Source organism: Nonomuraea roseoviolacea subsp. carminata, from assembly GCF_024172185.1.
In the GTDB taxonomy this organism is placed as follows: Bacteria; Actinomycetota; Actinomycetes; order Streptosporangiales; family Streptosporangiaceae; genus Nonomuraea; species Nonomuraea roseoviolacea.
In genome coordinates this window covers 4,059,715-4,084,795 of record NZ_JAMZEC010000001.1, presented here as the reverse complement: position 1 = coordinate 4,084,795, position 25,081 = coordinate 4,059,715, and the positions used below count along the sequence as shown (strand labels likewise).

The window sequence follows — 25,081 nt, the reverse complement described above, 5'->3', positions numbered from 1 at the left end:
TGCCATCTGCCCACGTCCGCAAGCGGAACGCCTGACGTGGAGCGGGAATTACGATGGGCCGGGTGTACATCGCAGCGCTGGACGGCGGGGCCGTCCCCGACATTCACCCCGAGGCGTACATAGCGCCCGGCGCGGTCGTGGTCGGCAGGGTGCGCGTGGGACGCGCGTCCAGCATCTGGTACGGCTCGGTCCTCCGCGGCGACGACGAGCGGATCGAGATCGGCGAGGAGTGCAACGTCCAGGACCTGTGCTGCCTGCACGCCGACCCGGGTGAGCCGGCGATCCTGGAGCCCCGGGTGAGCCTGGGCCACAAGGCCATGGTGCACGGCGCGTACGTGGAGCGCGGCGCGCTGATCGGCATCGGCGCGATCGTGCTCGGCGGCGCCCATGTCGGCGCCGGCACGCTGGTGGCGGCGGGCGCCGTCATCGGGCCCGGCAAGCGCCTCCCGGCCGGCGTGCTCGTCGCCGGCGTGCCGGGCCGGATCGTGCGCGAGCTCACCGACGACGACCGCGCCTCCTTCGCCCGCACGCCCGACAACTACATGGCCAAGGCGATCAGGCACCGGCAGGCGTCAACGTCTTGACCAGCGCCGCGTCCGACACCGAGGCGGTGTTGAGCGGGTCGGCGTACTCCGGGAGCTCCGGGCGCAGGAAGTGGACGAAGTCGACGGTCAGCTTGAGGTCGGGCAGGCCCTTGACCTGCTTGGCGTTGCCCTTCGTCGCGTCCTTCTTCAGCGCCGCGTAGCTGTCCCAGTCGGTGTACGCCGTGACGCCCCACTGGAGCACCTCGGGCAGCTGCGACGGCCAGCGCTGGGCGACCTTCCACGAACCGCCCTGCTCCCGGTACAACGCCGCGACGAGCCGGCCCGCCCTGGCCAGCACGAGATCGACCCAGCCCCCCTTGACCGCGATCTCCAGCGGCTTGGAGCTGCCGTTCAGCGTGTACTTCGCCTCCACCTGGCCGCTCTTCTCGGCGGTGCCCGTGGTCACCGACACCCAGGTCGGGTTGCCGTACGAGGCCGGCACCCGGGCCATGAGCCCGCCGAGCGAGAACTTCCGCCTCGGCTTGGCGCCCTTCTTGCCCTCGACCTTCACCCGGGCGTACATCACGATGTCGCCGGCCAGCTCCTGGTACACGAACGGCCCGCGGAAGCCGTCGAACCACGTCGACGTCCTGGGCTCCAGGTAGAGCGAGCCCTTCGCCGTGGTGTTCACGTCGAGCTTGGCGATGCGGTCGACGTCCTTCTCGGTGTCGCTCAGCTTGACCCAGGCGTCCAGGTCCTTGGCCGCGGCGAACTCGGTGGACGCCTCGCCCACCTCGCCGCCGGGGGCCGGCGGTAAGGCTTTGGCCACGTCGAGCACGCCCGCGGCGGCCGGGGAGGGCCGCGCCGTGGTGGCCGACCCGCATCCGGCGAGCCCGATCGCCACCACCAACATCCCTGCCACTTTCGCCCTCATAGTCGGACATTCTGCCGTGTAAAGGCGGTTGTTGATCCCCAAGCGGCAAGTACGATGGCCGCCGTGCGCCCCTGGGATGCGTTCGCCGCCGTCGAAGCGGACGTCCGCGCGATGGTCTCCGACCCGCGCTGGCAGGACCTTCCCGTACCCGTACGCGCCCAGGCGATCGCGTCGCGGACGCTGGTGACGCCCGACGGCGACCGGTGGCTGTTCGGCGCGCACGCGCGCTGGCACCTGCACGACCCGGCCGACGGCCGCTGGCACCCGGCGCCGCCGCCCCGGGGGGCGCGGGTGCGGCCGGCCGAGCACGCCGCCGCGGTGCTGCCCGCCCGGGTGATCCCCCGGGGGCCGGACTTCGCCGCCGAGCCGGGCTCGACGCAGGCGTTCGTCGGGCCGGACGTGCCCGACCACCTCACGGAGCAGGTGCGGGTGCTCGTACGGGCCGCGGGGCGACGTTCGGAGCTGGACTTCCCGCTGACGGCGTTCGGCGAGATCTTCGCCGGTGACGTGCCGAGCACGGTCGCGGCCGTGTGGGGGGTCGTGATGTGGTGCGCGTACGCGCCGGCCTTCGACGGCAACGAGCGGCTGCTGACCATCTTCGGCGAGTACCTGCGCCGGCCCCTGCCCGGCGACGAGTGGGTGCGCTGGCTGCCCGCGCCGCCGCTGCTGGACCTCGTCCGGCTGGTCGCCGAACGGCAACGGGCCGGCCGTCCTCGTGAGTCGCTCCGGCTGACGGCGATCATGGCCGACACGGCGCACATCCTGCTGTCCGACACGCGTTTCCGGCCGCGCGCGCTGGCGCTGCTCACGATGGTCGAGCCGGCGCTGTCGCAGCCGGGGCTCGACGAGCGGGCCGCGCGGCGCGACGACGAGTCCGTACGGCAGGCGTGGCTCGAACGCTGTCCCGCCCGGCTGGCCCGGGCCCTCCTCCCCGAGACCGACCCGGAGACGCACTTCGCGCACACGGTGTACGACCTGATGGACGCGCTGTCCTTCACCCGCGACCCGGCCCGGGCCGCGGCCACGCTGCTGGCCGACCTGTCCGACTCGCGCGGGCTGCTGCCGGGGCGGCTGGACCACCGGCTGCGGCACGCGTACGAGGAGCTGGCCGGCGCGGGGCTGACGGGGACGTCGGCGGCCGAGACGACGCATCCGGACGGCTTCGAGGTGCTGGGGCCGTCCCAGCCCCTTCCGGGGCCTCCGGGGGCGCTGGGAGCGCGCACGGGGGCCTGGGCCCCGCCGCACCCGCCGGACGCCACGGGAGCCTGGACGCCCGACGGCCCCACGGGGCCGCGCTCCCCCGGCTCGTCCTCCCGGGCCGACCCCACGGGCGCCTGGACGCCCACGGACTGGACGGGCGCCCGGAAGGCGATGAGCGGCCCCGGTGCGCCCGCCGACCCCGGTGCGGCCACGGGCGCCTGGACGCCGGCGGACGACGCCGACAGCACCGGCGCCTGGACCCCCGGCGGCCCCGCGGCGGCCTCCGGGCTTCCTGTCACTGGCGCCCATGAACGCCACCCGCAGCCCCACCCCGGCTCCCCCGAGCCCCACACGGGCCAGCCGGACCACGCCCGCTCCCCCGAACGCTCCGTCGGCTCCCCCGAGCCCCACACGGGGCTCCCCGAGCCTCACGTGGGCTCCCCCTGGCGTCACACGGGCGGGCCGGATCAGGCGGCGCGCAGGTTCGGGCGCACAGGGCCGGACGCCCTCGACCGCCCGGACCCTCCGGCTCGTCCGGCCGCGAACGACCGCGACGCCTCGAACACCGGCCAACGCGACCCCCGAGAGGACCGTCAGCGCGGCGGGTCCGGTCTCTTCCGGCGCTCCGGCGAGCACGGGCGCTCCGGCATCCCCCGGACCGGAAGCACCGGCCGGACGGGAAACGGCGACGCGGGAGGAAGCGCCGCCCCAGAACACACCGGCCCGGGAAGCGCCGACCCCGCGAACGCCGACCCCCGAAAGAGCGCCCCCGGAAACGCCGGCGCGTCACAGCACACCGGCGCCGGCAACACCGGGACGGGCGGCATCGCGCGGGCCCGGAGCGCGGCCGGACGTCTCCCCCAGATCGTGCGGAGCGCCTCCGAAGGCGAGGGGACCCGGTCAGGGCGCCTGGCGGCGGCGGTGGCCAGGCGGGTCCTGTCACGGCGGCCGCGTCAGCGCGTCACGTCCGGCTTCGAGATCGAGCCGCCCGACCGGGCCACGGCGGCGGCCGTGCTGGGCGCCGCGTACGCCGCCGGGCTGGCGTGGCAGGCCGTGTCGGGGGCGAGGGTGCCGGAGCGGGGGTTCGCGGGGCAGGCCGCGCTGGTGCGAAGGATCGTCCACGAGCGCGACGATCTTCCCTCCTAACCCACTAATACCGTTATTTCACTCTTACCCCTCCTATATCGTTCCAAGACCCCAAGTACCGCTATTTAGCTGAATTGTGATCTCTGATTGGGGAAATGACCCCCGTGGGGCCCCGGCGGCGCGCAAAGGAATGACTCCGATGGGCCATGTCGCCCGAAGGGCCCCGGCCGTAACCTCGTAGAGGGTGTGGGCTGCGGAAGGAAGGACGACGCGGTGGGGCACGACGACCTGGACTCTCGGGTCCACGACCGTGTCGCGTTGGACGAGATTGCGCTCTACGCCGAGGTACTTACCGCTGTTGCCATCAGCGAGCGGCGGCTGACCTTGGACGAGCTCGACGACGCGCTCGGATTGCGGACTTCAGCGAGTCGCTGAAGACGATCACCATGACCTGGTCCCGGACTCCTGAGGGGTCCGGGACGGTGGTGTGGAGGGTGGCTCACCTCCCACGACATGACTAGTCAGTTCGCCGGCCACCCTCCTCCCGACGGACGACTACGACTTGACGAGGCGGGCGATCGCCGCCGAGGCCTCCTTGACCTTCGCCTCCGCCTCCGGACCGCCGCTGTTGATGGCCTCGGCCACGCAGTGCGCCAGGTGGTCCTCCAGGAGGCCCAGCGCGACCGCCTGCAGCGCGCGCGTCGCCGCCGAGACCTGGGTGAGCACGTCGATGCAGTACGCGTCGTCGTCCACCATCCGCTGCAGGCCCCTGATCTGCCCCTCGATGCGCCGGAGCCGCGTCAGATAGGCCTGCTTGTCACCGGTGTAGCCGTGCATGGTCACCACGATATCCGCATCCGCCACGAGTCATCTGAGGTCCGCGATCAGCTTCTCCCACTGCGGCCCGACCTCGGCGGCCGAGTGGCGCAGCGCGGTGTCGAGCGCCCCGGCGGCCAGCGACCGCCGCCTGCGCTCGTCGTCGATGAGCGCGAGCAGCGCCGATGCGAACATCTCCAGCTCGGCCTCGCCGTCGCCCTCCGGCACCAGCACCCCGTTGTACCCCGTGGCCACGAACTCCGTGGGCCCCCGCGAGCCCTCGAAGGCCACCACGGGAACCCCGCACCCCATCGCCTCCAGCACGGTCATGCCGAGGTCGCCGTGGCGCGCGGTGTTGACCACGATCGACGCCTTGGCGAACTCCCCCGCGAGGTCGGGGGTCATGCCCATGAAGTAGACGTGGTTGTGCAGGTCGAGGTCGCGCACCAGCGCGCGCAGCCGCCGCTCCTCGGAGCCGCCGCCGTACAGCCGCAGCCGCCAGTCGGGCCGCTTGTCGGCCACGGTGGCGAACGCCCTGATCAGCCGGTCGTACCCCTTGACCGGGATCCACCGGCCGCCGGCGGCGACGATGCGGTTGTCCATCCGCGAGCGCGGCCACGGGCCGTCCGGCAGCGCGTCGGGCACCGTGTGGACGGCGGGCGACCCGTCGAGGAGCCTGGTCCACTCCTCGGCGGCGGCCTCGGTGGCGGTGACGACCGCCTGCAGGCGCGGGTAGAAGCGCTTGACCGGCGCGGGCACGGCCGGCCGCCCCCACTCGCGGGCGATCTTGAGCAGGTCGCGCGGGGCGTGGCGGGCGGCCTGGACGCCGAGCGCCGGCCTGGTGGTGACGAGCACGTCGGACTTGAGGCTGCGCAGCAGCCGCCACAGGGCGACCTCGGCGCGCACCTGCCCGCGCGGCAGCAGGCGCCGGCTCCCGGGCCTGGCGTCGATGATCGAGCGCATGGTCACGTCCGGCCCGACGGGGAAGAACGGCCGGTCCTTGTGCCTGCGGACGCTGATCACCTCGACGTCGTGCCGCTCGGACAGCGCGGTGGCGAGGTTGAGCGTGGAGCGCACGTCGCCGCGCATGCCGTACGCGGAGGAGAGCAGCAGGGTGATCTTCACCCGCCCACCTCGATCCGCAGCTCGTCGTCGGCGGTGTAGCAGGGCCGGATGGGCACCCCGTCGATCCGGGCCGACGGGTAGTGCAGGCGGCGGCGCTTGCCGTCGACGTCGTCGAGCCGCGAGCCGAGCTTCAGCGGCGTGGCCACGCCCTCGACCTCCAGCGCCGGCTCCCAGGTGCCGGCCTGGTCGGGGTCGGCCGCGAGCACGTCCACCAGGGAGAACGCGGCGTGGAAGCGCACGCCCTGCACGGTCGCCCAGGTGCGCCGCATGAGGTCGCCGGACTGCCTGCGGTGCAGGGCGAGCCTGGCCTCGTGACGGGCGTCGTCGTCCTCCAGGCCGGTGAAGGCGAGCAGGCCCATGACCTCCATGCGGCCCTCCCGGAACCAGATCGAGCGCACCTCCGCGATCGGCTCGGCGTCGGCGATCTTCAGTGCGAGGTAGCCGTTGCGGGTGCGGTAGGAGCGGTAGGCGAGGGTGCGCTTGCACAGCGCGTACGCGTCGAGATGGTCGAGGGAGAAGCCCGGATCCACGCTGCGCAGCCGCACGCGCCGGCCGTCGCGCCGCAGGTAGGCGTCCCAGCGCCCGGCCGTCAGCATGAGCGGCGCCAGCGAGACGGCCAGCGTGGCCTCGCCCGCGCGGGCACCGGGAGTGCCCAGCAGCACCTCGCGTTCGACCCCCGTCGTCCGGTGCCTGAGCACGAGTTCGGTGCCGTCACTCAGGGGCTCCTCCATGGCCAGCCGGAGGGAGAGCACATCGGCGAGCGTGACTTCCGCGTCTGTGACCACGACGCGCATCGCGAGCCCCCTCCCCGTCGAATGAAGCCATGCGTCGTTGAGGTTACCGTGATTTTCCCGTTATGTGGATGGCAGATTTCTTCCAGGGGGTTGCCCTGACATGCGAAACTCCTCCACTTTGCTTGTGGAGGAGTTCCGACTTCCCGTGTCAGGTAGGGGTTTTCACGGATTTGATCAGGAGCTGGGCGACGTCCACGACCTCCAGCGACTCCTTGGCCTCACCGTTGTTCTTCTTCTCGTTGATCGCGTCGCCGAGCATCACCATGCAGAACGGGCACGCGGTGGAGACGGTGTCGGGATTCGTGGTCAGCGCCTCGTCCACCCGCTCGGTGTTGATGCGCTTGCCGATGCGCTCCTCCATCCACATGCGCGCGCCGCCGGCGCCGCAGCAGAAGCCGCGGTCCTTGTGGCGGTGCATCTCCTGGGTCTGCACGCCGGGCACCTTGGACATGATGTCGCGCGGCTGGGAGTAGACCTTGTTGTGGCGGCCGAGGAAGCACGGGTCGTGGTAGGTGATCTTCTCCTCGATCGGGGTGATCGGGGTGAGCTTGCCCTCGTCGACCAGCTTGGCGAGGAGCTGGGTGTGGTGCACGACCTCGTACGTGCCGCCGAGCTGCGGGTACTCGTTGGCGAGCGTGTTGAAGCAGTGCGGGCAGGTGGCGACGATCTTCTTGACGCCCGCCTCGTTGAGGGTCTCGATGTTCTGCTGCGCGAGCATGTTGAACAGGTACTCCATGCCCAGGCGGCGGGCCGGGTCGCCGCTGCACGCCTCCATGGGGCCGAGCACGGCGAACTTGACGCCCGCGATGTGCAGGAGCTCGGCGACCGCCTTCGTGGTCTTCTTGGCCCGGTCCTCCAGGGCGCCGGCGCAGCCGACCCAGAAGAGGTACTCGGTGTCCTCGGGCATCTTCTCGTCGATCAGCTGGACCTCGAAGTCGAGCTCCTCGATCCAGTCGGCCCGCTTCATCTCGGACATGCCCCACGGGTTGCCCTTGTTCTCCAGGTTCTTGACCATCACCCCCGCCTCGGACGGGAACGACGACTCGACCATCACCTGGTAGCGGCGCATGTCGAGGATGTGGTCGATGTGCTCGATGTCCACCGGGCACTGCTCGACGCAGGCGCCGCAGTTGGTGCACGACCACAGCACGTCGGGGTGAATGACGCCGTCCTCGCCGACCAGCGGCTTCTCCAGCAGCGCCAGCACGTCGGTGTCGGCGTGGCTGGTGTCGGCCCCGGCCAGCAGGTACGGGGCCACCTTGAAGGCGTGGTCGCGCTGGTCGAGGATGAGCATCTTCGGCGACAGCGGCTTGTCGGTGTTCCACGCCGGGCACTGCGACTGGCAGCGTCCGCACTCGGTGCAGGAGTAGAAGTCGAGGAAGCCCTTCCACGTAGTGTCGCCGATCTTGCCGCGCCCCAGCCGTTCGGCGTCGAGGTCCTCGTCCTCGAAGTCGACCGGCTTGCCGTCCACGCGCAGCTCGGGAGCGCCGCCCAGGCCGTCGGGCCGGCGGGAGAAGAGCACGTTCAGCGGCGCGGTGAAGATGTGCAGGTGCTTGGAGTTGACCACGATCACCAGGAACACCAGCATGAAGCCGATGTGCAGCAGCAGCGCGATCTCCTCCAGCAGCGAGCTGCGCGGCAGCACGTCGCCGAGGGCGAGCGAGACGAACGCGCCCGAGGAGTAGGGAGAGTTGCCGTTGGCGGCCGCGGCGCCGCGGGCCAGGAACAACGTCCAGATGATGTTGAAGATCATGAACAGGACGAGCCACGCGCCGCCCAGATGGGAGCCGGTGAAGCGCGAGCCGCGGCCCAGCGTCTTGGGCGAGTTCTTGATCCGGATGGCCGCGAACGCGACGAGGCCCAGCAGGCACGCGACCGCGATGAAGTCCTGCAGGAATCCCAGCACGGCCCACTGGCCGATGAGCGGGATGTGGAAGTCGGGGCGGCCGGTGATCGCGCCCTGCACGATCGCGCCGTACGCCTCGACGTAGACGGTCAGCAGGATGAAGAACGCCCACATGACGAAGAAGTGGGCGACGCCGGACGGTGTCCACTTCAGCAGCTTCTTCTGGCCGAACACCTCGACGAGCTGCGCCTTGATCTCCTCGCCGGCGTGCGTCCTGGCGTACTCCAGACGTTCGGGCGCGGGCGGCCCGACGGTGGCGAGCTTGTAGAGGAACAGCGCCCGACGGCCCGCCACGGCCACCGCCAGGACGGTCATGACGAGTCCGATGATGGCTACCCAGAGCACGGGCCCTCCCACAGACGACGTTGGCTGCCAGCGTACGAGCGCCGGTCAGCCACGCAACGACCAGGTCTCCCCAGAATCCTACCCGTCGGTAACATAACTGGGATAACGCGACCCACCCTACGGCCACCGGCCGTTACCGAACAATGCTCTATGGTGCGCTACGGCGTGAAATAGCGCTGGATCGTCGGCGCCAGCAGCTCCACCAGCTCCTCCGGCTCGGCCCCCGCCATCGGCTCCAGCCGGAGCACGTAGCGGGCCATCAGCACGCCGAACATCTGCGCGAACGCCGCCTCGATCCGCAGGTGCGGCACGCCGATCGTGTCGGCCACCTTGAACAGCAGCGCGTTGGAGACGAACTCCCGGAACATCGACGCGGCGTACTCGTGCGTCATCGCCGACCGGATGAGCGCGATCATCGGCTCGCGCGTCTCGGGCGTGGCGGTCACCTTGAGCAGCAGCCGGACCAGCCGCTCCCCGATCTCCTCGTACGGGCCGTCGAGGACGGCCGGCACGACCTGCTCGGGCGTCAGCGGCAGCCGCATCGCCGCCGCGAACATGCCCTCCTTGGTGTCGAAGTAGTGGTGCACGAGCGCCGGGTCGACCTGCGCCTCCCGGGCGATGCCCCGGACCGTCGCCTTGTCGAACCCCTTCTCGGCGAACACCCGCCGGGCCGCCGCCAGGATCTCCCCTCTGGTGTCGGCCGATCCCGGCCTGCGCCCGGGACCCCTCTTGACCGTCATGCGGACGCCGCGAGGTGCAGGCGGGCGAACGCGAGCGCCTCGGCGAGGTCGTCGATCCGCTCCGTCCGGCTGGCCGCCTTGCGCGTGTTGATCTCCAGCACCACCAGCCCGCCGTAGCCGGAGTTCGCCAGGCGCTCCAGGATCGGCGCGCACGGCTGGGTGCCGCGCCCGGGCACCAGGTGCTCGTCCTTGTTCGTCACGCCCACGCCGTCGGCCAGGTGCAGGTGCGCCAGGCGGTCGCCGAGCTTGGTGGCCATCTCCATGGCGTCGGAGCCCGACACGGCCGTGTGCGACAGGTCCAGCGTGACGTGGGGGAAGTCGTAGTCGATCGGGTTCCAGTCGGGAGAGTACGGAACGACGTCGTTGTTCCGCGCGCGCAGCGGGAACATGTTCTCCACGGCGAAGATCACGTCGGTCTCGTCGCGCATGCGGGCGATGCCGGTCTCGAAGTCGCGGGCGTACTCGCGCTGCCAGCGGAACGGCGGGTGGACCACGACCGCGGACGCGCCGAGCCGCTCGGCCGCCTGCCGGGCCCTCACCAGCTTGGCCCAGGGGTCGCGCCCCCAGACCCGCTGCGTGACGAGCAGGCACGGGGCGTGGATGGCCAGCACGGGCACCTGGTAGTGGTCGGACAGCCGCTCGATCACGTCGATGTCCTGGCTCACGGGATCGGCGCCGACCATGATCTCGACACCGTCGTAGCCCAGGCGAGCGGCGAGCTCGAACGCGTCAGGGGTGCGTTCCGGATATACCGAGGCGGTGGACAATGCGATCTTCGCATTGGGCACACGGATGACGTCAGCCACCTTGCCAGCCTAAGCCGGTGACGGGGTTCTGGCGCGCGACGCCTACGGTTGGGTCATGCCCCGGATCGCAAAAGGCGCCATCCCCAGCCCCAACATCTGGAACACCCCGCAGCTGTACGAGCTGGAGAACCGCGCCGTCGACCCCGACGGCGCGGCCGAGGCGGCCATGCGGGCGATCCGGCCGTGGGACGGCGCCACCGTGCTCGACATCGGCTGCGGCACCGGCTACCACCTGCCGGGCCTGTCGGCCGCCGCGGCGCGGGTGATCGGGGTCGAGCCGCACGGCGACCTGGTGACGCTCGCCCGCCGCCGCTGCGCCGCGCTGCCCAACGTGGAGGTCCACGCCGCCGCCGCGCAGGACCTCCCGCTGCCCGACATGTCGGTGGACGTCGCCGTCGCGCGCTGGGCGTACTTCTTCGGTCCCGGCAGCGAGCCGGGGCTGCGCGAGTTGTCCCGGGTCGTGCGGCGCGGCGGCGCGGCCTTCGTGGTCGACCTCGACGCGGGCCGCGGGGCGTTCGGCCGCTGGTTCTCGCGCACGGTGCCCGCGTACTCGGCGCGCGAGGTCGAGGCGTTCTGGACGCGGCAGGGCTGGCAGCGGCAGGAGCTCGACCTGCGGATGGTGTTCGAGCGGCGGGCCGACCTGGAGGCCGTGCTGCGCATCGAGTTCGCGCCGGACGTGGCCCGGCAGGCCATCGCCGAGACCCCCGGCCTGGAGCTGGACTATCCCAACGTGCTGCGCTGGCGCCTGTTCTGACCCCCTTGACCTTGACATTGGCGTCAACGTTTACCGTGGGGCCATGCGCATCGGAGAGCTGGCCGGACGTACGGGGGCGAGCACCCGCTCGCTGCGTTACTACGAACAGCACGGACTGATCACCTCACGGCGGGGCGCCAACGGCTACCGCGAGTACGCCGAGGACGACGTCCGCCTCGTGGAGGAGATCCGCACGCTGCTGTCGGTGGGCTTCACGCTGGAGGACACCCGGCCGTTCGTGAACTGCCTGCGGGCCGGTCACGAGAAGGGCGGCGCGTGCCGCGACTCGGCCGAGGTCTACCGGCGCAAGCTGGTCGAGATCGACGACGAGATCCGCACCCTGCTCGCCCGCCGCGCCGAGGTCTCGGCCCAGCTCGGCGAGTCCTGCTCCGGCTGCATGTTTTCGATCCAAGGAGAGAGATGATCACCCTCACCACCGTGAACTTCGACGAGCAGGTCCTGCGCGCCGACAAGCCCGTCCTGGTCGACTTCTGGGCCGAGTGGTGCGGGCCGTGCCGCATGGTCGCGCCCGTGCTCCAGCAGATCGAGAGCGAGTACGGCCTGACCATCGGCAAGCTCAACACCGACGAGAACCCCGAGATCATGTCCCGGTACGGCGTGCTCAGCCTCCCCACGCTCCTGCTGTTCGAGAACGGCGAGCCGGTGCGCCAGGTCGTCGGCGCCAAGCCCAAGCGCATGCTGGTCTCCGACCTCGGCCTGGCGTGACGCCGGCGGCGGCGCTCACCGCGATTGTCGGTCGGGGCCGCTAGCCTGCTCCGCATGGCCAAGACTGCCCCCAAACCCGGTTACCGCTGCGCCGAGTGCGGCTGGCGCAGCCCCAAATGGGTGGGCCGGTGCGGCGAGTGCCAGGCGTGGGGCACGGTCGACGAGGAAGGCGCCCGCGCCGGCGTCAACGTCGTCCAGGCCGGCGCCACCACCGCCCCCGCCCTGCCCATCGGCAACGTCAAGGCCGAGGTGGCGATCGCCCGCACCACCGGGGTGAGCGAGCTCGACCGGGTGCTCGGCGGCGGCCTGGTGCCCGGCGCGGTCGTCCTGCTGGCCGGCGAGCCCGGCATCGGCAAGTCCACGCTGCTGCTGGAGGCCGCGGCCCGCATCGCCGAGCGCGACACCGTCCTCTACGTCACCGGCGAGGAGTCGGCCGCGCAGGTCCGCCTGCGCGGCGACCGCATCGGCGCGATCCGCGACCGCCTCTACCTCGCCGCCGAGACCGAGCTGTCGGCCCTGGTGGCCCACGTCGAGAAGGTCCAGCCGCAGCTCCTCGTGGTCGACTCCGTGCAGACGATCGGCTCGGCCCAGGCCACGGGCGTGCCCGGCGGGGTCACCCAGGTCCGCGAGGTCGCCGCCAACCTCGTGCGCCTGGCCAAGGAGCGCAACATGGCGACCGTCCTCGTGGGCCACGTCACCAAGGAGGGCTCCATCGCCGGCCCGCGCACCCTGGAGCACCTGGTCGACGTCGTGCTCAACTTCGAGGGCGACCGCCACTCCCGGCTGCGCATGGTCCGCGCGATCAAGAACCGGTTCGGGCCCACCGACGAGGTCGGCTGCTTCGACCTGCACGAGCGCGGCATCGAGGGCATCACCGACCCGAGCGGGCTGTTCGTCTCCCGGCGCAGCAGCCCGGTGCCCGGCACCTGCGTGACCGTGACCGTCGAGGGCACCCGGCCGCTCCCGGCCGAGGTGCAGGCCCTGGTCGCCCGCACCGAGGCGCAGCAGCCCCGGCGCACCTCCTCCGGCCTCGACACCTACCGCGTGCAGATGATCCTGGCCGTGCTGGAGCGGCGGCTCAACGCCAAGCTCGGCGGCTGCGACGTGTTCACCGCCACGGTGGGCGGCATCAAGCTGGCCGACCCGGCGGTCGACCTGTCCGTCATGCTCGCCGTGGCCAGCGCCGCCGGCGACAAGCCGCTCCCGGCCGGGCTCGTCGCCCTCGGCGAAGTGGGCCTCGCGGGCGAGCTGCGCCCGGTCAAGGACGTGCGGCGGCGCCTCAGCGAGGCCGCCAGGCTGGGCTTCCGCCGCGGCCTGGTGCCCGCCGGCTCCCTCGACGAGGGCACGCGCAAACGTGACGGGCAGCGCTCCCTGGTGCCGGTGGGATCGGTCACGTTCGCCCCCGGATTCGAGGTGGTGGAGGCGGAGAACGTCTGGGACGCTCTCACACACGTCACATAGCGCCGCTAAGCTGGGCTTGACTATTTCGACACGGGGGTCTGGTGCCAAACGACAGGAGTCTGGACGACCGCCGTCGCGAAGCCCTGGCCGCGGTGGCCCCGGGCACACCTCTGCGCGACGGCCTGGAGCGGATCCTGCGCGGGCAGACCGGCGGGCTCATCGTGCTCGGCTACAACAGCGAGGTCGAGCAGCTCTGCAGCGGCGGCTTCGAGCTCGACGTCGACTTCTCGGCCACCCGGCTGCGCGAGCTGGCCAAGATGGACGGCGCGATCGTCGTCAGCGACGACCAGAAGATCGTGCGCGCCGCGGTCCACCTCGTCCCCGACCCGGCCATCCCCACCGACGAGTCCGGCACCCGCCACCGCACCGCCCAGCGGGTCGCCCGGCAGACCGGCCTGCCGATCATCGCGATCAGCAAGTCGATGCGGATCATCGCCCTCTACCTCGACGGCATCCGCTACGTTCTGGAGGAGTCGGCGGCCATCCTGTCCAAGGCCAACCAGGCCCTGGCCACCCTCGAACGCTACAAGCACCGCCTCGACGAGGTGTCCGGCACGCTGTCGGCCCTGGAGATCGAGGACCTGGTGACCGTGCGCGACGTGGCGGCCGTCGCCCAGCGGCTGGAGATGGTGCGGCGCATCTCCGACGAGATCAAGGGCTACGTGGTCGAGCTCGGCACCGACGGCCGGCTGCTGTCGCTCCAGCTCGACGAGCTGGTGGCGGGCGTCGACTCCGAGCGGGAGCTGGTGGTGCGCGACTACCTCCCGGCGCCGTCGGGCCGGCGCGCCCGGCGCCTGTCGGAGGCCATGCACGACCTCGACGAGCTGTCCGGCAGCGCCCTGCTCGACCTGACGACGGTGGCCCGCGTCCTCGGCCACGACGGCGGCGAGACCCTCGACACCCCGGTCAGCCCGCGCGGCTTCCGCCTGCTGGCCAAGGTCCCCCGGCTGCCGGCCACGGTGGTGGACCGCCTGGTCAACCACTTCGGCGGGCTGCAGAAGCTGCTCGCGGCCAGCATCGACGACCTGCAGGCGGTCGGCGGGGTCGGCGAGTCGCGCGCCCGCAGCGTCCGCGAGGGCCTGTCCCGCCTGGCCGAGTCCTCCATCCTCGAACGCTACGTCTGACCGGGCTCCCGGCCTCCTCGTCCGCTTGGGTCCCGTTTCCTCGTCCGCGCGTGCACGCCGGCACTCGGTTCTTCCCATCGCCGTCTGCGCAGCGCCCGTCCCCTCTTCCGCGCGTCCACACCGGCACCCGATCCTTCCGCTCCCCGCCCGCGGGTACACGCCCCGCGTGGGGAGCGCCTGGGGTGGGCGGTGTCGGCAAAAGGAGGGGAATGTGCCGGCGGCGAGGTGGGCACCCTCGGCGGGCGAGGGCCTCACCTGAGGTGGAAGACCCCCTTGGGGCTTTTCAGCTTGCCCATGCGGGCCACCGCCACGTACGTGCCCGGCAGGGCCGTGGCCGGCGTGGTGCGGCAGTCGGCGCTGGAGCGGCGCCGGTCCCAGTCGAGCGTGCGGACGTACGGGATGCCGCGCTCCAGCTCGCGCTGCTCGCCGGCGGGCCCGCTCACGCAGTCGGCGGTGGACCAGATGCGGTCCTCGCCCGAGGTGATGCGGACCTCCAGGGCCCGCGGCCCCACGTCGGCCCGGCACATGACGGGCCCGGTGTTGACCAGCGTGACGAGGAAGTTGGGCCAGGCGCCACCGGTGTAGACGTCCTGCTTGCCCTGCAGGCTCAGCACCAGGTCGTCCTCGGCGCAGGGCTGGCCGGGACGGTCGGGCCTGGCGTCGGCCACGGCGGGGGTGGCGGCCTTGCTGGGACTCGGCTGGGGCGTCGGGGTGGCCGTGCCGAGGGCGAGGGTGCGCAGGCCCGCCAGCAACGGGTCGGCGGAAGGCGACCGGCTGGCGGAGGACTCGGCGCTGGAGGAACGTTGCGGCCCGTCGGAGCCGCTGGAGCACGCCCACGCCACCACGGCCACGACCACCAGCACCGCGATGAGCACGCTCATCCGCCGCCGCCAGTAGACGTCACCGCCACCGTCGCCGCCGTCGCCACGTATCGTATCCGGGTCCATACTCACAGCATGGTAATGGTACGGCTACTTAGCGTGACGACACGCCGATGCCGCCGGAGTGGGCATACGCTGGAGCGCGTGGTTGAGCCGAACCTCCTGCACGTACCCATTCTGGAGTGGTACGAGTCCAACGCCCGGGATCTCCCGTGGCGCGCCGCCGACGCGACCCCGTGGGGCGTGCTGGTGAGCGAGATCATGCTCCAGCAGACCCCCGTCGTGCGCGTGCTCCCCGTCTGGAACGAGTGGATGGAGCGCTGGCCCACCCCCAAGGCGCTGGCGGCCGAGCAGCCGGGCGAGGCCGTGCGCCACTGGGGGCGGCTCGGCTACCCGCGCCGCGCCCTGCGGCTGCACGCCTGCGCCCGCGCCATCGCCGAGGAGCACGGTGGCGAGGTGCCGTCCGACCACGCCACGCTGCTGTCGCTGCCGGGCGTCGGCGAGTACACCGCGGCCGCGGTCGCCAGCTTCGCGTACGGCGGCCGGCACGCGGTGCTGGACACGAACGTGCGCCGCGTGTTCGCGCGGGCGGTGCGGGGCGAGGAGTACCCGCCGGTCGCCACGTCGGCGGCCGAGCGACGGCTGGCCGAGGCCCTGCTGCCCGAACTGGGCGCGGCCCGCTGGGGCGTGGCGGTCATGGAGCTGGGGGCGCTGGTGTGCACGGCGCGCGCCCCGCGCTGCGCCGACTGCCCCGTCACCCACGCCTGCGCCTGGCGGCTGGCCGGCAAGCCACCGCACGACGGGCCGGCCCGCAAGGGGCAGACGTACGCGGGCACCGACCGGCAGTGCCGTGGCCGCCTGCTCGCGGTGCTGCGGGCGGCGCACGGCCCGGTGCCGAAGGAGGCGCTGGACGCGGTGTGGGACGACGCGGTGCAGCGGGAACGCGCCCTGGACGGCCTGGTCGCCGACGGCCTGGCCGAGGCCCTGGACGACGGCACCTACCGCCTCCCGCACTCCTGACCGCCCACGACCCCCTCGCCGCACGGGTGCGGCCGTGAGTCACCTGTGCCGCCTCGACATCCCGGGCTGGTTCGGCAGCCTGTGACGCGCTCGGCCGCCGCCCAGGTGCCCTGATCCGCCGACCCGGGGCCGCTCGGTCCTGTCGGGAGGCGGCCTGGCAACGCTCTTAGGGGCTCGCCAGGCACGGGGGCCACGGGGAGCTCGCGACGCCCGCCGTCCTCGACGTGACCGCCCGCCCGTCCGGCGCTCAGAAGGACTCGCTCCCGCACACGGCAACCCTCGGGGAGCTCGACGGCGTGCGGCCGCAGGAGGACGGAGCCTCGGCGGGCTCGCTGCGCGCGCCCCTGGGAAGGCCACCGCGACGCGTCCGGCCTTGGGGAAGGCCGCCGACGCGTCCCACCTCAAGCAGATCGCCGCCGACGGTCCGAGCTCAGGAAGGCCACCACCGACGCGTCCGACCTCAGGAAGATCGCCGCAGACGCGTCCAGGTCGGGCCGTGGTGCCTTCCGGGCGGTCGGAGGTCGGTCAGGCGGCGAGCTGGAGGCCGAGGCCCGTGAGGTTGGTGCGGGCCCAGTCGAGCTCCTGCGCCAGCATGGACACCAGGGCGCCCGGCCCCTTGGCGCGGCCGGGGACCGCGAGGTTGTGCGTCTCCACCTCGATGTGCGCGCTGCCGCTGACGGCCCCGGACAGCATGGCCGTGAGCGTGTCGTGCAGCACCGCGCCCGTGCTGGGCGTCTCGCCCGTGTGGTTGTGGACGTGGCCGAGCTTGACCACCGGCGCGCCGGCGGCGGCCAGGCCGCGCAGCGCCGCGCCGGGCTCCTCGGAGCCGCAGGCGAGGTGGCAGGCGTCCAGGCACACGCCCAGGTGCTCGGAGTCGATGCCGCACACCCGCTCCAGCGCCTGCTCCGTGGTCTCCAGGACGCAGCCGGGCCACGGCTCGAAGCCGACGCGGATCGTCTTGCCGGTGACGCTGTAGATGCCGCGCAGCTCGCGGGCCAGGCGCTCCAGGCGGCGCGTGGCAATCGAGTGGAGGTCGGCCGGCCAGTCGCGGCGCCAGCCGATGGGGATGGTGGAGATGCTGCCGAACCTGACGTCGTCGGGCAGCAGGAACGCGAGGATCTTGGCCAGGGCCATCGTGTAGCGGTAGCGCTCGGGCTTGGCCCAGTCGGGTCCCGGGACCTCCTGGTTGCGCCCGCCCGTGCCGTTCAGGCTCACGACCTCCAGGCCGCGCTCCTCCAGGGAGCGGCGCAGCCGTACGAGCTCGATGCGGTCGGCCGTGAGGTGGTCGGCCACGCTCGGCGAGAGCCACAGACCGATGCCCATCCGCTCGACACCCAGCCGCTTGCGCACCGGAACCGCGTAGCGGGTCAGGTGGGCGATCAGGTTCTCCAGGTCCTCGGCGGGGTGGACGCCCGCGTTGTAGGCGAGGTGTACCAGCGTTCCGTCGTCGTGACGCAGGCGCATCGGTTTCCTCCACGGCTTCGCATTGATCGTCGGCATCACCCGGTCAGGGATCGCGTAGACCCTGCCGAGCATGCCCGCTCCGGGAGGCGTACGCGTCCGCCCTGGGTTGACTGCCTCGTACTCCCCAGGGAGCAGTCCCACCCTAGGTAAACGATCTTGCGGCTTACTTGGGGAAGACTTGGTGGTGCTCTACACAGAGTAGTACTACTTGTCGTCGCAGGCACACGTTTCCGGGCCAACATTTCCGCAACGACCCTGTGAGTCGTCCCACGCCGCTGCTCGGGCCGGGAGTGGCTGAGCGACGGCACCGGGAAATCGGCAGCGGGCGCTCCCGCGAGAACTCCCCCGGAAACGGCGAGGCCCCCGTGTGAGCGAGTCACACGGGGGCCTCGGTGCGCCCTGGCGGGCGTCAGTGCTGAATCGAGCCGGCGATGGCGGCGGCCGAGTCGGGCACCTGGGACGACGCGGTCTCACCGGTGAAGATGAACTTCGCGTTGTCGCCCTCGCCCTCGATGGTCACCTTGATGACCTGCCCCGGACGGAGCTCGCCGTACAGGATCTTCTCCGACAGCGAGTCCTCCAGCTCGCGCTGGATGGTGCGCCGCAGCGGACGGGCGCCCATGACCGGGTCGTAGCCGCGGTCGGCCAGCAGCTGCTTGGCCTCGGGCGAGACCTCGAGCCCCATGTCGCGGTCCTTCAGACGCGCCTCGACCTGCGAGAGCATCAGATCCACGATCTGGATGATCTCGACCGGCGTGAGCTGGTGGAAGACCACGATGTCGTCGACACGGTTGAGGAACTCCGGCCGGAAGTGCTGCTTGAGCTCCTCCTGGACCTTCGCCTTCATCCGCTCGTAGTTGGACTCGGTGTCGTTGGACTTGGCGAACCCGACCCCGATGCCCTTGGAGATGTCGCGGGTGCCGAGGTTGGTGGTCATGATGATGACCGTGTTCTTGAAGTCCACCACGCGGCCCTGGGCGTCGGTCAGGCGACCGTCCTCCAGGATCTGCAGCAGCGAGTTGAAGATGTCGGGGTGGGCCTTCTCGATCTCGTCGAACAGGACCACGGAGAACGGCTTGCGCCGCACCTTCTCGGTGAGCTGGCCGCCCTCCTCGTACCCGACGTAGCCGGGCGGGGAGCCGAACAGCCGCGAGACGGTGTGCTTCTCCATGAACTCCGACATGTCCAGGCTGATCAGCGCGTCCTCGTCGCCGAACAGGAACTCCGCCAGAGCCTTGGACAGCTCGGTCTTACCGACGCCGGACGGGCCGGCGAAGATGAACGAGCCGCCGGGACGCCGCGGGTCCTTCAGGCCGGCGCGGGTGCGCCGGATGGAGCGCGACAGGCCCTTGATGGCGTCGTCCTGGCCGATGATCCGCTTGTGGAGCTCGTCCTCCATGCGGAGCAGGCGCTGCGACTCCTCCTCGGTCAGCTTGAAGACCGGGATGCCGGTGGCCGTGGCGAGGACCTCGGCGATGAGCTCCTCGGTGACCTCGGCGACGACGTCCATGTCGCCGGCCTTCCACTCCTTCTCGCGCCGCTCGCGCTTGAGCTGGAGCTGCTTCTCCTGGTCACGCAGGGCCGCGGCCTTCTCGAAGTCCTGCGCGTCGATCGCGGACTCCTTGTCGCGCCGGACGTTGGCGATCTTCTCGTCGTACTCGCGCAGGTCCGGCGGAGCGGTCATCCGGCGGATGCGCATCCGCGAGCCGGCCTCGTCGATGAGGTCGATCGCCTTGTCGGGAAGGTAGCGGTCGCTGATGTAGCGGTCGGCCAGCTGCGCGGCGGCCACCAGCGCGCCGTCGGTGATGGACACCCGGTGGTGCGCCTCGTAGCGGTCGCGCAGACCCTTGAGGATCTCGATCGTGTGGCTGAGCGAGGGCTCGGCCACCTGGATCGGCTGGAAGCGCCGCTCCAGCGCCGCGTCCTTCTCGAGGTACTTGCGGTACTCGTCGAGGGTCGTGGCACCGATGGTCTGCAGCTCGCCGCGGGCCAGCATCGGCTTGAGGATGCTGGCGGCGTCGATCGCGCCCTCGGCGGCACCCGCACCCACGAGCGTGTGCAGCTCGTCGATGAACAGGATGATGTCGCCGCGCGTGCGGATCTCCTTGAGCACCTTCTTCAGACGCTCTTCGAAGTCGCCGCGGTAGCGGGAGCCGGCGACCAGGGCGCCGAGGTCAAGCGTGTAGAGCTGCTTGTCCTTCAGCGTCTCGGGCACCTCGCCCCTGACGATCTTCTGCGACAGGCCCTCGACGACGGCGGTCTTGCCGACGCCGGGCTCGCCGATGAGAACGGGGTTGTTCTTGGTCCTCCGGGAGAGGACCTGCATGACCCGCTCGATCTCCTTCTCGCGGCCGATGACCGGATCCAGCTTGCCCTCGCGGGCGGCCTGGGTCAGGTTGCGGCCGAACTGGTCGAGCACCAGGGACGTCGACGGGGCCGACTCCTGAGGGCCGCCCGCGGCGGCCGGCTCCTTGCCCTGGTAGCCGTGGAGCAACTGGATGACCTGCTGCCTGACACGGTTGAGATCTGCTCCAAGCTTGACCAGCACCTGGGCCGCCACACCTTCACCCTCACGGATGAGCCCGAGCAGGATGTGCTCGGTGCCGATGTAGTTGTGACCCAGCTGCAGAGCCTCACGGAGCGACAGCTCAAGAACCTTCTTGGCCCGCGGGGTGAACGGAATGTGCCCCGACGGAGCCGACTGGCCTTGGCCGATGATCTCCTCGACCTGCTGGCGCACTCCTTCAAGGCTGATGCCGAGGCTCTCCAGAGCCTTGGCGGCTACGCCCTCTCCTTCGTGGATCAAACCAAGAAGAATGTGCTCAGTGCCGATGTAGTTGTGGTTGAGCATCCTGGCTTCTTCCTGCGCCAGGACAACAACCCGCCTCGCTCGGTCGGTGAACCTCTCGAACATCTCGTCGCTCCTCACAGAGCGGTCAGTCAGGCCGGTTTAGTCCGGTCCCGTCATCCCGCATGCTAGCCCTGGCTCGGCGAACCGTGCCCACTGCCGCTGACACGCTCTATAGCAGAGACGTTCCCCGAGAGCAGGGCGTTCACCCTCTATCCAACTACCGTTCGGGGGTGGCGTGTTCCCGATACGCCGCAAGCGAACGATGTTTAGGGGACTCGGGGAAGCGACTCCAATTCGCCGCTCCAGCAGGGGTGGATCGTTGTGCCGAACGTGGGATCACCTTGTCATCGGACACCGGTGCCGGACACCGCCGGGACGCCCTGGGAACCGGTCTCGGGTGTGACCGCCGCCCGCACATGACGCGTAACCATGTCCGAAACCCCTGCGCCAACATCCTACGTGCCGTCTCTAAGGCCCGCCAATCGTTCATGAAGGGGTTCACGACCGGCGAAATCCGCAGTCTGGTCAGCCCGGTTACCGGAGGCCGGAGGACCGCCCGCCGGGCCTGTCAGCAGGCGACGGGGCGGGCGGCCGGGATTGCGCGGGGCGAGGGGCCCGCGGGGGTGGAACGGGCCATGGCGAAGAAACGGTGTCCGGGGACCGGCGGGCAAAAACCCTTACGCCGGCGGCATTCGGCGACGGACGGGAGAACGGACGCCAGGGCCCAAATACCCGCCCAATGCGGCGAAACCAAGATCAATTAGCGCCCGGAGTGTCCAGCATTTGAGAGGATAAAAATGATCATGCGCTTATGGCGTTCGCCGGGGTCCTAGGCGAGCGCCATAAGCGCATGGTCCGCAGTCGCTCAGTGGGCGGCTTCGTACTTCTCGACGACGGTGGAGGCGATGCGGCCACGCTCGCTGACCGGCAGGCCATGAGCCTTCGCCCACTGACGGATCTCCGAGCTCTTCTCGCGGCTCATCGCCCGCTGGCTTCCGCGCCCGCGCCGCCTCGCCGACACGGCGCCCGCCCGGCGTGCGTGCTGGACGAAAGGAGAGAGGGCGTCCCGGAGCTTCTTGGCGTTAAGGTCGCTGAGGTCAATCTCATACGAGGAGCCGTCAATGGCGAAGCTGACCGTCTCATTGGCCTCGCCCCCATCGAGGTCATCGATGAGAATCTCCTGGATCTGCTTGGCCATCTACGCAATCCTTTCCCGGAGCATTGTTTCATTCGCTGGCCCAAACATATACCCGGAAAGGCGCGGAGACAATTCAGCGCCACCACGAATCGGCTGACTGACCGGTCAGTGCCGATCAGTTGTGGTTCTCGGCCTCATCCTGCCGGTTTGACCTGCGCCCGGCGGCCTCCGAGCGCCACAACTTCACCACGCCAAAGATGAAGGCGCCGCCGACCACCACCGGGGGGATGAGCGCCGACAATACGTCCGTAACGGCTTGCATTCGTCCTCGCCTCCACAGCGGACGGGGTTTCAGGGGGCTCCCTTTATGCACGACGGGCACGGGGAGCATGAGCGGGGCTCATGCCGCTCGGGGTCGCTGGCTTCGGCTCCGGACCATGACGGCACGTGAGCCCTCCGCGCCAGACCGGGGCGCCGACTTGGGCCGCCCTGGTTGCCCCATAGCCTAATGCCAGTCTCTCCAGGCTCCTTACCGGATCAAGCGAAAATTTTGCTGAATGGCATCGCCGCAGGTACACCCGCCTCAACGAAGATCTTTGACCACCCGCGTTCCGGCCAGCCGGTCATGCGGACCACGCTGCTCCGGCCTGTCGATCAAGATGAGCATCCCCACGGCGAACAGGAAGATTCCGGCCAGCAGATTGACCAGCGGAATGCCCAACAGCATGACCGGTCCCGGATACAGCAGGGCGCGTTTCAGCAGAGCTCGCCGAGGAAGCTCGTCCGGCGTCACCTGAATCTTCATGATCGCCTTGCCGAACGTGCGGCCGACGCCGCAAAGGGCCTCCCACTCATAGGCGGTATATGCCAGGCCGGCCGTGAACCAGGCCACCGCCCCGGCCAAGCGACCGGCCGACAACTCGGGCGCCCCGACAGTCCGGAAGGAGACCCATAGGGCGATGAACAGAATGTAATAGAACACCCCGAAGGCAACGCCCTCAATGAGCCGCGCGGCAAGGCGCTCCCACCATTCAGCGGGTCTCACGCCCGTCCGCGTCGCCTCCATAACGCACCTCGGCTCGGCACCGGACCAGTGACCTTCATAGTGACACGGCCCGGGCACAAAACAGAGGCCGGCGTGGAGCCGGCCTCTGTTTCGGGTGCACGGATTACTTGATCTTGACCACCACGGTGCGCGCCACCTTGTCGGCGAACGTCTGCTGCAGCGGCTTGTCCCAGAGCTGGGAGGCGCCGTTGAGGGCCACCACCAGTCCGCCGAGAGTCGTCGAGAGCGGGATCGGAAGCGCGGCCAGGACGTAACCGCCCCAGGTCACGCCGGCCCGCTTGAGAGCGACATCGGTGGGCAGGCCCTCCGGCGGCACTGGGCCGCCGACCGGAGCGATCTTGATGCCCATGACCATCTTGCCGAGGGTCTGCCCCCTCATCTTGGTCATGAGGAACTCGTAGCCGACGTACAGCAGGGTCAGCACCAGGCCGACGATGAACCCGACGGCCTTCGCGCTGAGCCCGCCGGACATCGTGCCGGTGGACCAGTCGTAGCTCGACAGCAGGACCGCCGCGAAGATCCCTCCGATGATCAGGTTCAGCACACCGAAGATCACACCGTCGATGATCCTGGCCACCAGCCGCTGCCACCACTCGGCGAGCGGGGCCGGGGCGCCCGGGGGCTGCAGGCCGATCGGCTGGCCGAAGGGCTGACCGTAGCCGGGCTGCTGCCCGAACTGCTGGCCGTACTGCTGGGCCTGCCCGTACTGGCCCTGACCGTAGTCCTGCTGGCCGTACTGCTGCTGGCCGTAGTCCTGCTGCGCGTACTGCCCCTGGCCGTAGTCCTGCTGGCCGTACTGCGGCTGGGCCTGGCCGTAGCCGGGCTGGGACTGGCCCTGCTGACCGTAGCCCTGCTGCTGCCCGTACTGCTGCTGGCCGTAGTCCTGCTGGCCGTACTGCGGCTGCGCCTGGCCGTAGCCGGGCTGGGAGGGCGGCTGCTGGCCGTACTGCTGGCCCGAGGGGGGCTGCTGGCCGTAGCCGGGCTGCGACTGGCCCTGCTGGCCGTAGCCCTGCTGCGGCGGGGGCGCGTAGCCGGGCTGGCCGTACGGCTGGCCGGCGGGCGGCTGCTGGCCGTACTCGGGCTGGGAGGGGGGCTGCTGGCCGTATGCGGGGTTCTGCCCGTACTGCTGGCCCGAGGGCTGGCCGTACTGCTGCTGGCCGTACTGCTGACCCGACGGGGGCTGCTGGCCGTAGCCGGGCTGCGACTGGCCCTGCTGGCCATAGCCCTGCTGCTGCCCGTACTGCGGCTGCCCGTAGCCGGGCTGCTGGCCGTAGCCGGGCTGCGACTGGCCCTGCTGACCGTAGCCCTGCTGCTGCCCGTACTGCGGCTGGCCGTAGCCGGGCTGGCCGTAGTCCTCGGCTCGGTAGCCCACGACGGTCGCGTCGGGGTCGGCCTCACCGTGGGGGCGGTTCGGAGTGGGTTGTCCGTACGGGGGATTCCCGGCAGCGTTCTCGCCGGATTCGTCCTGTGGATACGGCGGCTGTCCGGTGCTCACCGTGTCACCTCGCTTCGAGAGTGCATGTAGCACATGTCAGGACACATGCCTGTGCTGCCCAACGTATCGACATAGGGATCAACAATCACCTTTCTCGTCGGTCAAGGTCGGCGTCACCGGATGTCAGATGGAGCAGCATGCGGGTGTTGCCCAAGGTGTTCGGCTTGACGTGCTCAAGATCGAGGAATTCCGCCACACCCTCGTCGTACGAGGCCAGAAGCTCGGCGTAGACCTCCGGGGAGACCGGAGTGCCCTGGATCTTCCGGAATCCGTGGCGGGCGAAGAAATCGACCTCGAAGGTCAGGCAGAACACCCGGCTGAGCCCGAGCTCCCTCGCGGTACGGATCAGCGCGGAGACGATCCGGTGGCCGATGCCCAGCCCGCGGAAGGTGGGATCCACGGCGACCGTCCTGATCTCGGCCAGGTCCTCCCAGAGCACGTGGAGGGCGCCGCAGCCGACCACCGCGCCGCCCCGCTCGGCGACCCAGAACTCCTGCACGTCCTCGTACAGCGTGACGGTGGCCTTCTCCAGGAGACGTGGACCGGCACCGGCGTAGGTGTCGACCAGGCGCCTGATCGTCCTGACGTCCGACGTGCGGGCGCGACGCACCACGATGTCGGTGTCAGACACGGTGACTTCGGCGACCTGTTCCATGGGCATCCAGAGTACAGATCCCATTACGGCTCGTACCAAAATCCGCTCTGCCTCCGGCATCCGACATGTCACTCCAGGGTGCCGCGCCCGGGCAACGGGCGTCTCAACTCATGGCAAAGTAGACATAAAGTCGGACAGGCAGCACGGGACTCGTTGTCACCTGGTGACCC

23 protein-coding genes are annotated in these 25,081 nt (G+C 70.7%); 9 read left to right on the top strand and 14 right to left on the bottom strand.

The features are described from left to right. The first annotated feature begins 62 nt into the window (after positions 1 to 62). Positions 63 to 584, top strand: a complete 522-nt coding sequence (locus HD595_RS19120; protein ID WP_253770887.1) for a gamma carbonic anhydrase family protein — start codon at positions 63 to 65, stop codon at positions 582 to 584. On the opposite strand, the gene HD595_RS19115 is transcribed toward HD595_RS19120, so the two are convergent. After that, positions 556 to 1,446 (bottom strand): hypothetical protein, encoded by an 891-nt coding sequence (locus HD595_RS19115; RefSeq protein WP_253770885.1) that lies wholly within the window; start codon positions 1,444 to 1,446, stop codon positions 556 to 558. The genes HD595_RS19120 and HD595_RS19115 overlap by 29 nt on opposite strands. A 75-nt stretch (positions 1,447 to 1,521) precedes the next feature. Here HD595_RS19115 and HD595_RS19110 point away from each other — a divergent pair, with 75 nt between their 5' ends. Together HD595_RS19110 and HD595_RS19105 are read left to right on the top strand one after the other, a co-directional pair. Further along, positions 1,522 to 3,804, top strand: coding sequence for a hypothetical protein (locus HD595_RS19110; RefSeq protein ID WP_253770883.1), 2,283 nt, complete (start codon positions 1,522 to 1,524; stop codon positions 3,802 to 3,804). Positions 3,805 to 4,017: 213 nt separating this feature from the next. Beyond that, complete coding sequence (locus HD595_RS19105) at positions 4,018 to 4,179, top strand: hypothetical protein (RefSeq protein ID WP_175589978.1); 162 nt, start codon at positions 4,018 to 4,020, stop codon at positions 4,177 to 4,179. Positions 4,180 to 4,299: 120 nt separating this feature from the next. Here HD595_RS19105 and HD595_RS19100 read toward each other — a convergent pair whose 3' ends face one another. The 6 genes from HD595_RS19100 to HD595_RS19075 all read right to left on the bottom strand — a co-directional run bounded on the left by HD595_RS19100 (position 4,300) and on the right by HD595_RS19075 (position 10,276). Next, positions 4,300 to 4,581, bottom strand: a complete 282-nt coding sequence (locus HD595_RS19100) for a metal-sensitive transcriptional regulator (RefSeq protein ID WP_253770881.1) — start codon at positions 4,579 to 4,581, stop codon at positions 4,300 to 4,302. Between the two features lie 30 nt (positions 4,582 to 4,611). Further along, positions 4,612 to 5,685, bottom strand: a complete 1,074-nt coding sequence (locus HD595_RS19095; RefSeq protein ID WP_253770878.1) for a glycosyltransferase — start codon at positions 5,683 to 5,685, stop codon at positions 4,612 to 4,614. Continuing rightward, positions 5,682 to 6,479 (bottom strand): hypothetical protein, encoded by a 798-nt coding sequence (locus tag HD595_RS19090; protein ID WP_253770876.1) that lies wholly within the window; start codon positions 6,477 to 6,479, stop codon positions 5,682 to 5,684. The genes HD595_RS19095 and HD595_RS19090 overlap by 4 nt, the downstream gene beginning before the upstream one ends. Before the next feature lie 148 nt (positions 6,480 to 6,627). After that, the gene (locus HD595_RS19085; RefSeq protein ID WP_253770874.1) at positions 6,628 to 8,730 is read right to left on the bottom strand and encodes a (Fe-S)-binding protein; all 2,103 of its coding nucleotides are present in this window, start codon (positions 8,728 to 8,730) and stop codon (positions 6,628 to 6,630) included. 158 nt (positions 8,731 to 8,888) lie between these two features. Next, on the bottom strand, positions 8,889 to 9,470 hold the full coding sequence (locus HD595_RS19080) for a TetR/AcrR family transcriptional regulator (protein WP_253770872.1): 582 nt from the start codon (positions 9,468 to 9,470) through the stop codon (positions 8,889 to 8,891). Beyond that, positions 9,467 to 10,276, bottom strand: coding sequence for a sugar phosphate isomerase/epimerase family protein (locus HD595_RS19075; RefSeq protein WP_253770871.1), 810 nt, complete (start codon positions 10,274 to 10,276; stop codon positions 9,467 to 9,469). The genes HD595_RS19080 and HD595_RS19075 overlap by 4 nt, the downstream gene beginning before the upstream one ends. Before the next feature lie 55 nt (positions 10,277 to 10,331). Between HD595_RS19075 and HD595_RS19070 the strand changes: the two genes are divergently transcribed. Genes HD595_RS19070 through disA form a run of 5 tightly spaced genes read left to right on the top strand, consistent with a single transcriptional unit; the run spans position 10,332 to position 14,341 of the window. Continuing rightward, positions 10,332 to 11,030, top strand: coding sequence for a class I SAM-dependent methyltransferase (locus HD595_RS19070; RefSeq protein ID WP_253770869.1), 699 nt, complete (start codon positions 10,332 to 10,334; stop codon positions 11,028 to 11,030). A gap of 43 nt (positions 11,031 to 11,073) precedes the next feature. Continuing rightward, positions 11,074 to 11,454: a MerR family transcriptional regulator gene (locus HD595_RS19065; RefSeq protein WP_253770865.1), complete on the top strand. Its 381-nt coding sequence runs from the start codon at positions 11,074 to 11,076 to the stop codon at positions 11,452 to 11,454. Continuing rightward, positions 11,451 to 11,756 (top strand): thioredoxin, encoded by a 306-nt coding sequence (gene trxA / locus HD595_RS19060; protein WP_253770863.1) that lies wholly within the window; start codon positions 11,451 to 11,453, stop codon positions 11,754 to 11,756. The genes HD595_RS19065 and trxA overlap by 4 nt, the downstream gene beginning before the upstream one ends. A gap of 54 nt (positions 11,757 to 11,810) precedes the next feature. Next, positions 11,811 to 13,217: a DNA repair protein RadA gene (radA, locus tag HD595_RS19055; RefSeq protein ID WP_253770861.1), complete on the top strand. Its 1,407-nt coding sequence runs from the start codon at positions 11,811 to 11,813 to the stop codon at positions 13,215 to 13,217. A 41-nt stretch (positions 13,218 to 13,258) separates the two neighbouring features. Further along, positions 13,259 to 14,341 (top strand): DNA integrity scanning diadenylate cyclase DisA, encoded by a 1,083-nt coding sequence (gene disA, locus HD595_RS19050; protein WP_253770859.1) that lies wholly within the window; start codon positions 13,259 to 13,261, stop codon positions 14,339 to 14,341. 251 nt (positions 14,342 to 14,592) lie between these two features. Here the strand turns inward: disA and HD595_RS19045 are convergent, their stop codons facing one another. Further along, positions 14,593 to 15,288: a hypothetical protein gene (locus tag HD595_RS19045; RefSeq protein WP_253770857.1), complete on the bottom strand. Its 696-nt coding sequence runs from the start codon at positions 15,286 to 15,288 to the stop codon at positions 14,593 to 14,595. A gap of 78 nt (positions 15,289 to 15,366) precedes the next feature. Here HD595_RS19045 and HD595_RS19040 point away from each other — a divergent pair, with 78 nt between their 5' ends. Further along, on the top strand, positions 15,367 to 16,242 hold the full coding sequence (locus HD595_RS19040; protein WP_253770853.1) for an HhH-GPD family protein: 876 nt from the start codon (positions 15,367 to 15,369) through the stop codon (positions 16,240 to 16,242). A gap of 525 nt (positions 16,243 to 16,767) precedes the next feature. Here the strand turns inward: HD595_RS19040 and HD595_RS19035 are convergent. The 6 genes from HD595_RS19035 to HD595_RS19010 all read right to left on the bottom strand — a co-directional run bounded on the left by HD595_RS19035 (position 16,768) and on the right by HD595_RS19010 (position 24,911). Further along, positions 16,768 to 17,706 (bottom strand): sugar phosphate isomerase/epimerase family protein, encoded by a 939-nt coding sequence (locus HD595_RS19035; RefSeq protein ID WP_175589993.1) that lies wholly within the window; start codon positions 17,704 to 17,706, stop codon positions 16,768 to 16,770. Between the two features lie 409 nt (positions 17,707 to 18,115). Further along, positions 18,116 to 20,620, bottom strand: a complete 2,505-nt coding sequence (locus HD595_RS19030) for an ATP-dependent Clp protease ATP-binding subunit (RefSeq protein ID WP_253770850.1) — start codon at positions 20,618 to 20,620, stop codon at positions 18,116 to 18,118. An 802-nt stretch (positions 20,621 to 21,422) separates the two neighbouring features. Continuing rightward, a complete protein-coding gene (locus HD595_RS19025) occupies positions 21,423 to 21,755 on the bottom strand; it encodes a histone-like nucleoid-structuring protein Lsr2 (RefSeq protein WP_175603240.1) in 333 nt (110 codons plus the stop codon). Positions 21,756 to 22,278: 523 nt separating this feature from the next. Then, on the bottom strand, positions 22,279 to 22,761 hold the full coding sequence (locus HD595_RS19020) for an RDD family protein (protein WP_253770848.1): 483 nt from the start codon (positions 22,759 to 22,761) through the stop codon (positions 22,279 to 22,281). Positions 22,762 to 22,864: 103 nt separating this feature from the next. Continuing rightward, positions 22,865 to 24,256: an RDD family protein gene (locus tag HD595_RS46800; protein WP_253770845.1), complete on the bottom strand. Its 1,392-nt coding sequence runs from the start codon at positions 24,254 to 24,256 to the stop codon at positions 22,865 to 22,867. 85 nt (positions 24,257 to 24,341) lie between these two features. Then, positions 24,342 to 24,911, bottom strand: a complete 570-nt coding sequence (locus tag HD595_RS19010) for an amino-acid N-acetyltransferase (protein ID WP_253770843.1) — start codon at positions 24,909 to 24,911, stop codon at positions 24,342 to 24,344. Positions 24,912 to 25,081: the final 170 nt, after the last annotated feature.

What these genes read in the sequence shown, in the direction of transcription:
- HD595_RS19035 (WP_175589993.1), bottom strand. Translation starts at nt 17,706, where the DNA reads ATGCGCCTGCGTCACGACGACGGAACGCTGGTACACCTCGCCTACAAC.
- HD595_RS19010 (WP_253770843.1), bottom strand. Translation starts at nt 24,911, where the DNA reads ATGGAACAGGTCGCCGAAGTCACCGTGTCTGACACCGACATCGTGGTG.
- trxA (WP_253770863.1), top strand. Translation starts at nt 11,451, where the DNA reads ATGATCACCCTCACCACCGTGAACTTCGACGAGCAGGTCCTGCGCGCC.
- HD595_RS19065 (WP_253770865.1), top strand. Translation starts at nt 11,074, where the DNA reads ATGCGCATCGGAGAGCTGGCCGGACGTACGGGGGCGAGCACCCGCTCG.
- HD595_RS19100 (WP_253770881.1), bottom strand. Translation starts at nt 4,581, where the DNA reads ATGCACGGCTACACCGGTGACAAGCAGGCCTATCTGACGCGGCTCCGG.
- HD595_RS19090 (WP_253770876.1), bottom strand. Translation starts at nt 6,479, where the DNA reads ATGCGCGTCGTGGTCACAGACGCGGAAGTCACGCTCGCCGATGTGCTC.
- HD595_RS19030 (WP_253770850.1), bottom strand. Translation starts at nt 20,620, where the DNA reads ATGTTCGAGAGGTTCACCGACCGAGCGAGGCGGGTTGTTGTCCTGGCG.
- HD595_RS19080 (WP_253770872.1), bottom strand. Translation starts at nt 9,470, where the DNA reads ATGACGGTCAAGAGGGGTCCCGGGCGCAGGCCGGGATCGGCCGACACC.
- HD595_RS19025 (WP_175603240.1), bottom strand. Translation starts at nt 21,755, where the DNA reads ATGGCCAAGCAGATCCAGGAGATTCTCATCGATGACCTCGATGGGGGC.
- HD595_RS19020 (WP_253770848.1), bottom strand. Translation starts at nt 22,761, where the DNA reads ATGGAGGCGACGCGGACGGGCGTGAGACCCGCTGAATGGTGGGAGCGC.
- radA (WP_253770861.1), top strand. Translation starts at nt 11,811, where the DNA reads ATGGCCAAGACTGCCCCCAAACCCGGTTACCGCTGCGCCGAGTGCGGC.
- HD595_RS19045 (WP_253770857.1), bottom strand. Translation starts at nt 15,288, where the DNA reads ATGGACCCGGATACGATACGTGGCGACGGCGGCGACGGTGGCGGTGAC.
- HD595_RS19070 (WP_253770869.1), top strand. Translation starts at nt 10,332, where the DNA reads ATGCCCCGGATCGCAAAAGGCGCCATCCCCAGCCCCAACATCTGGAAC.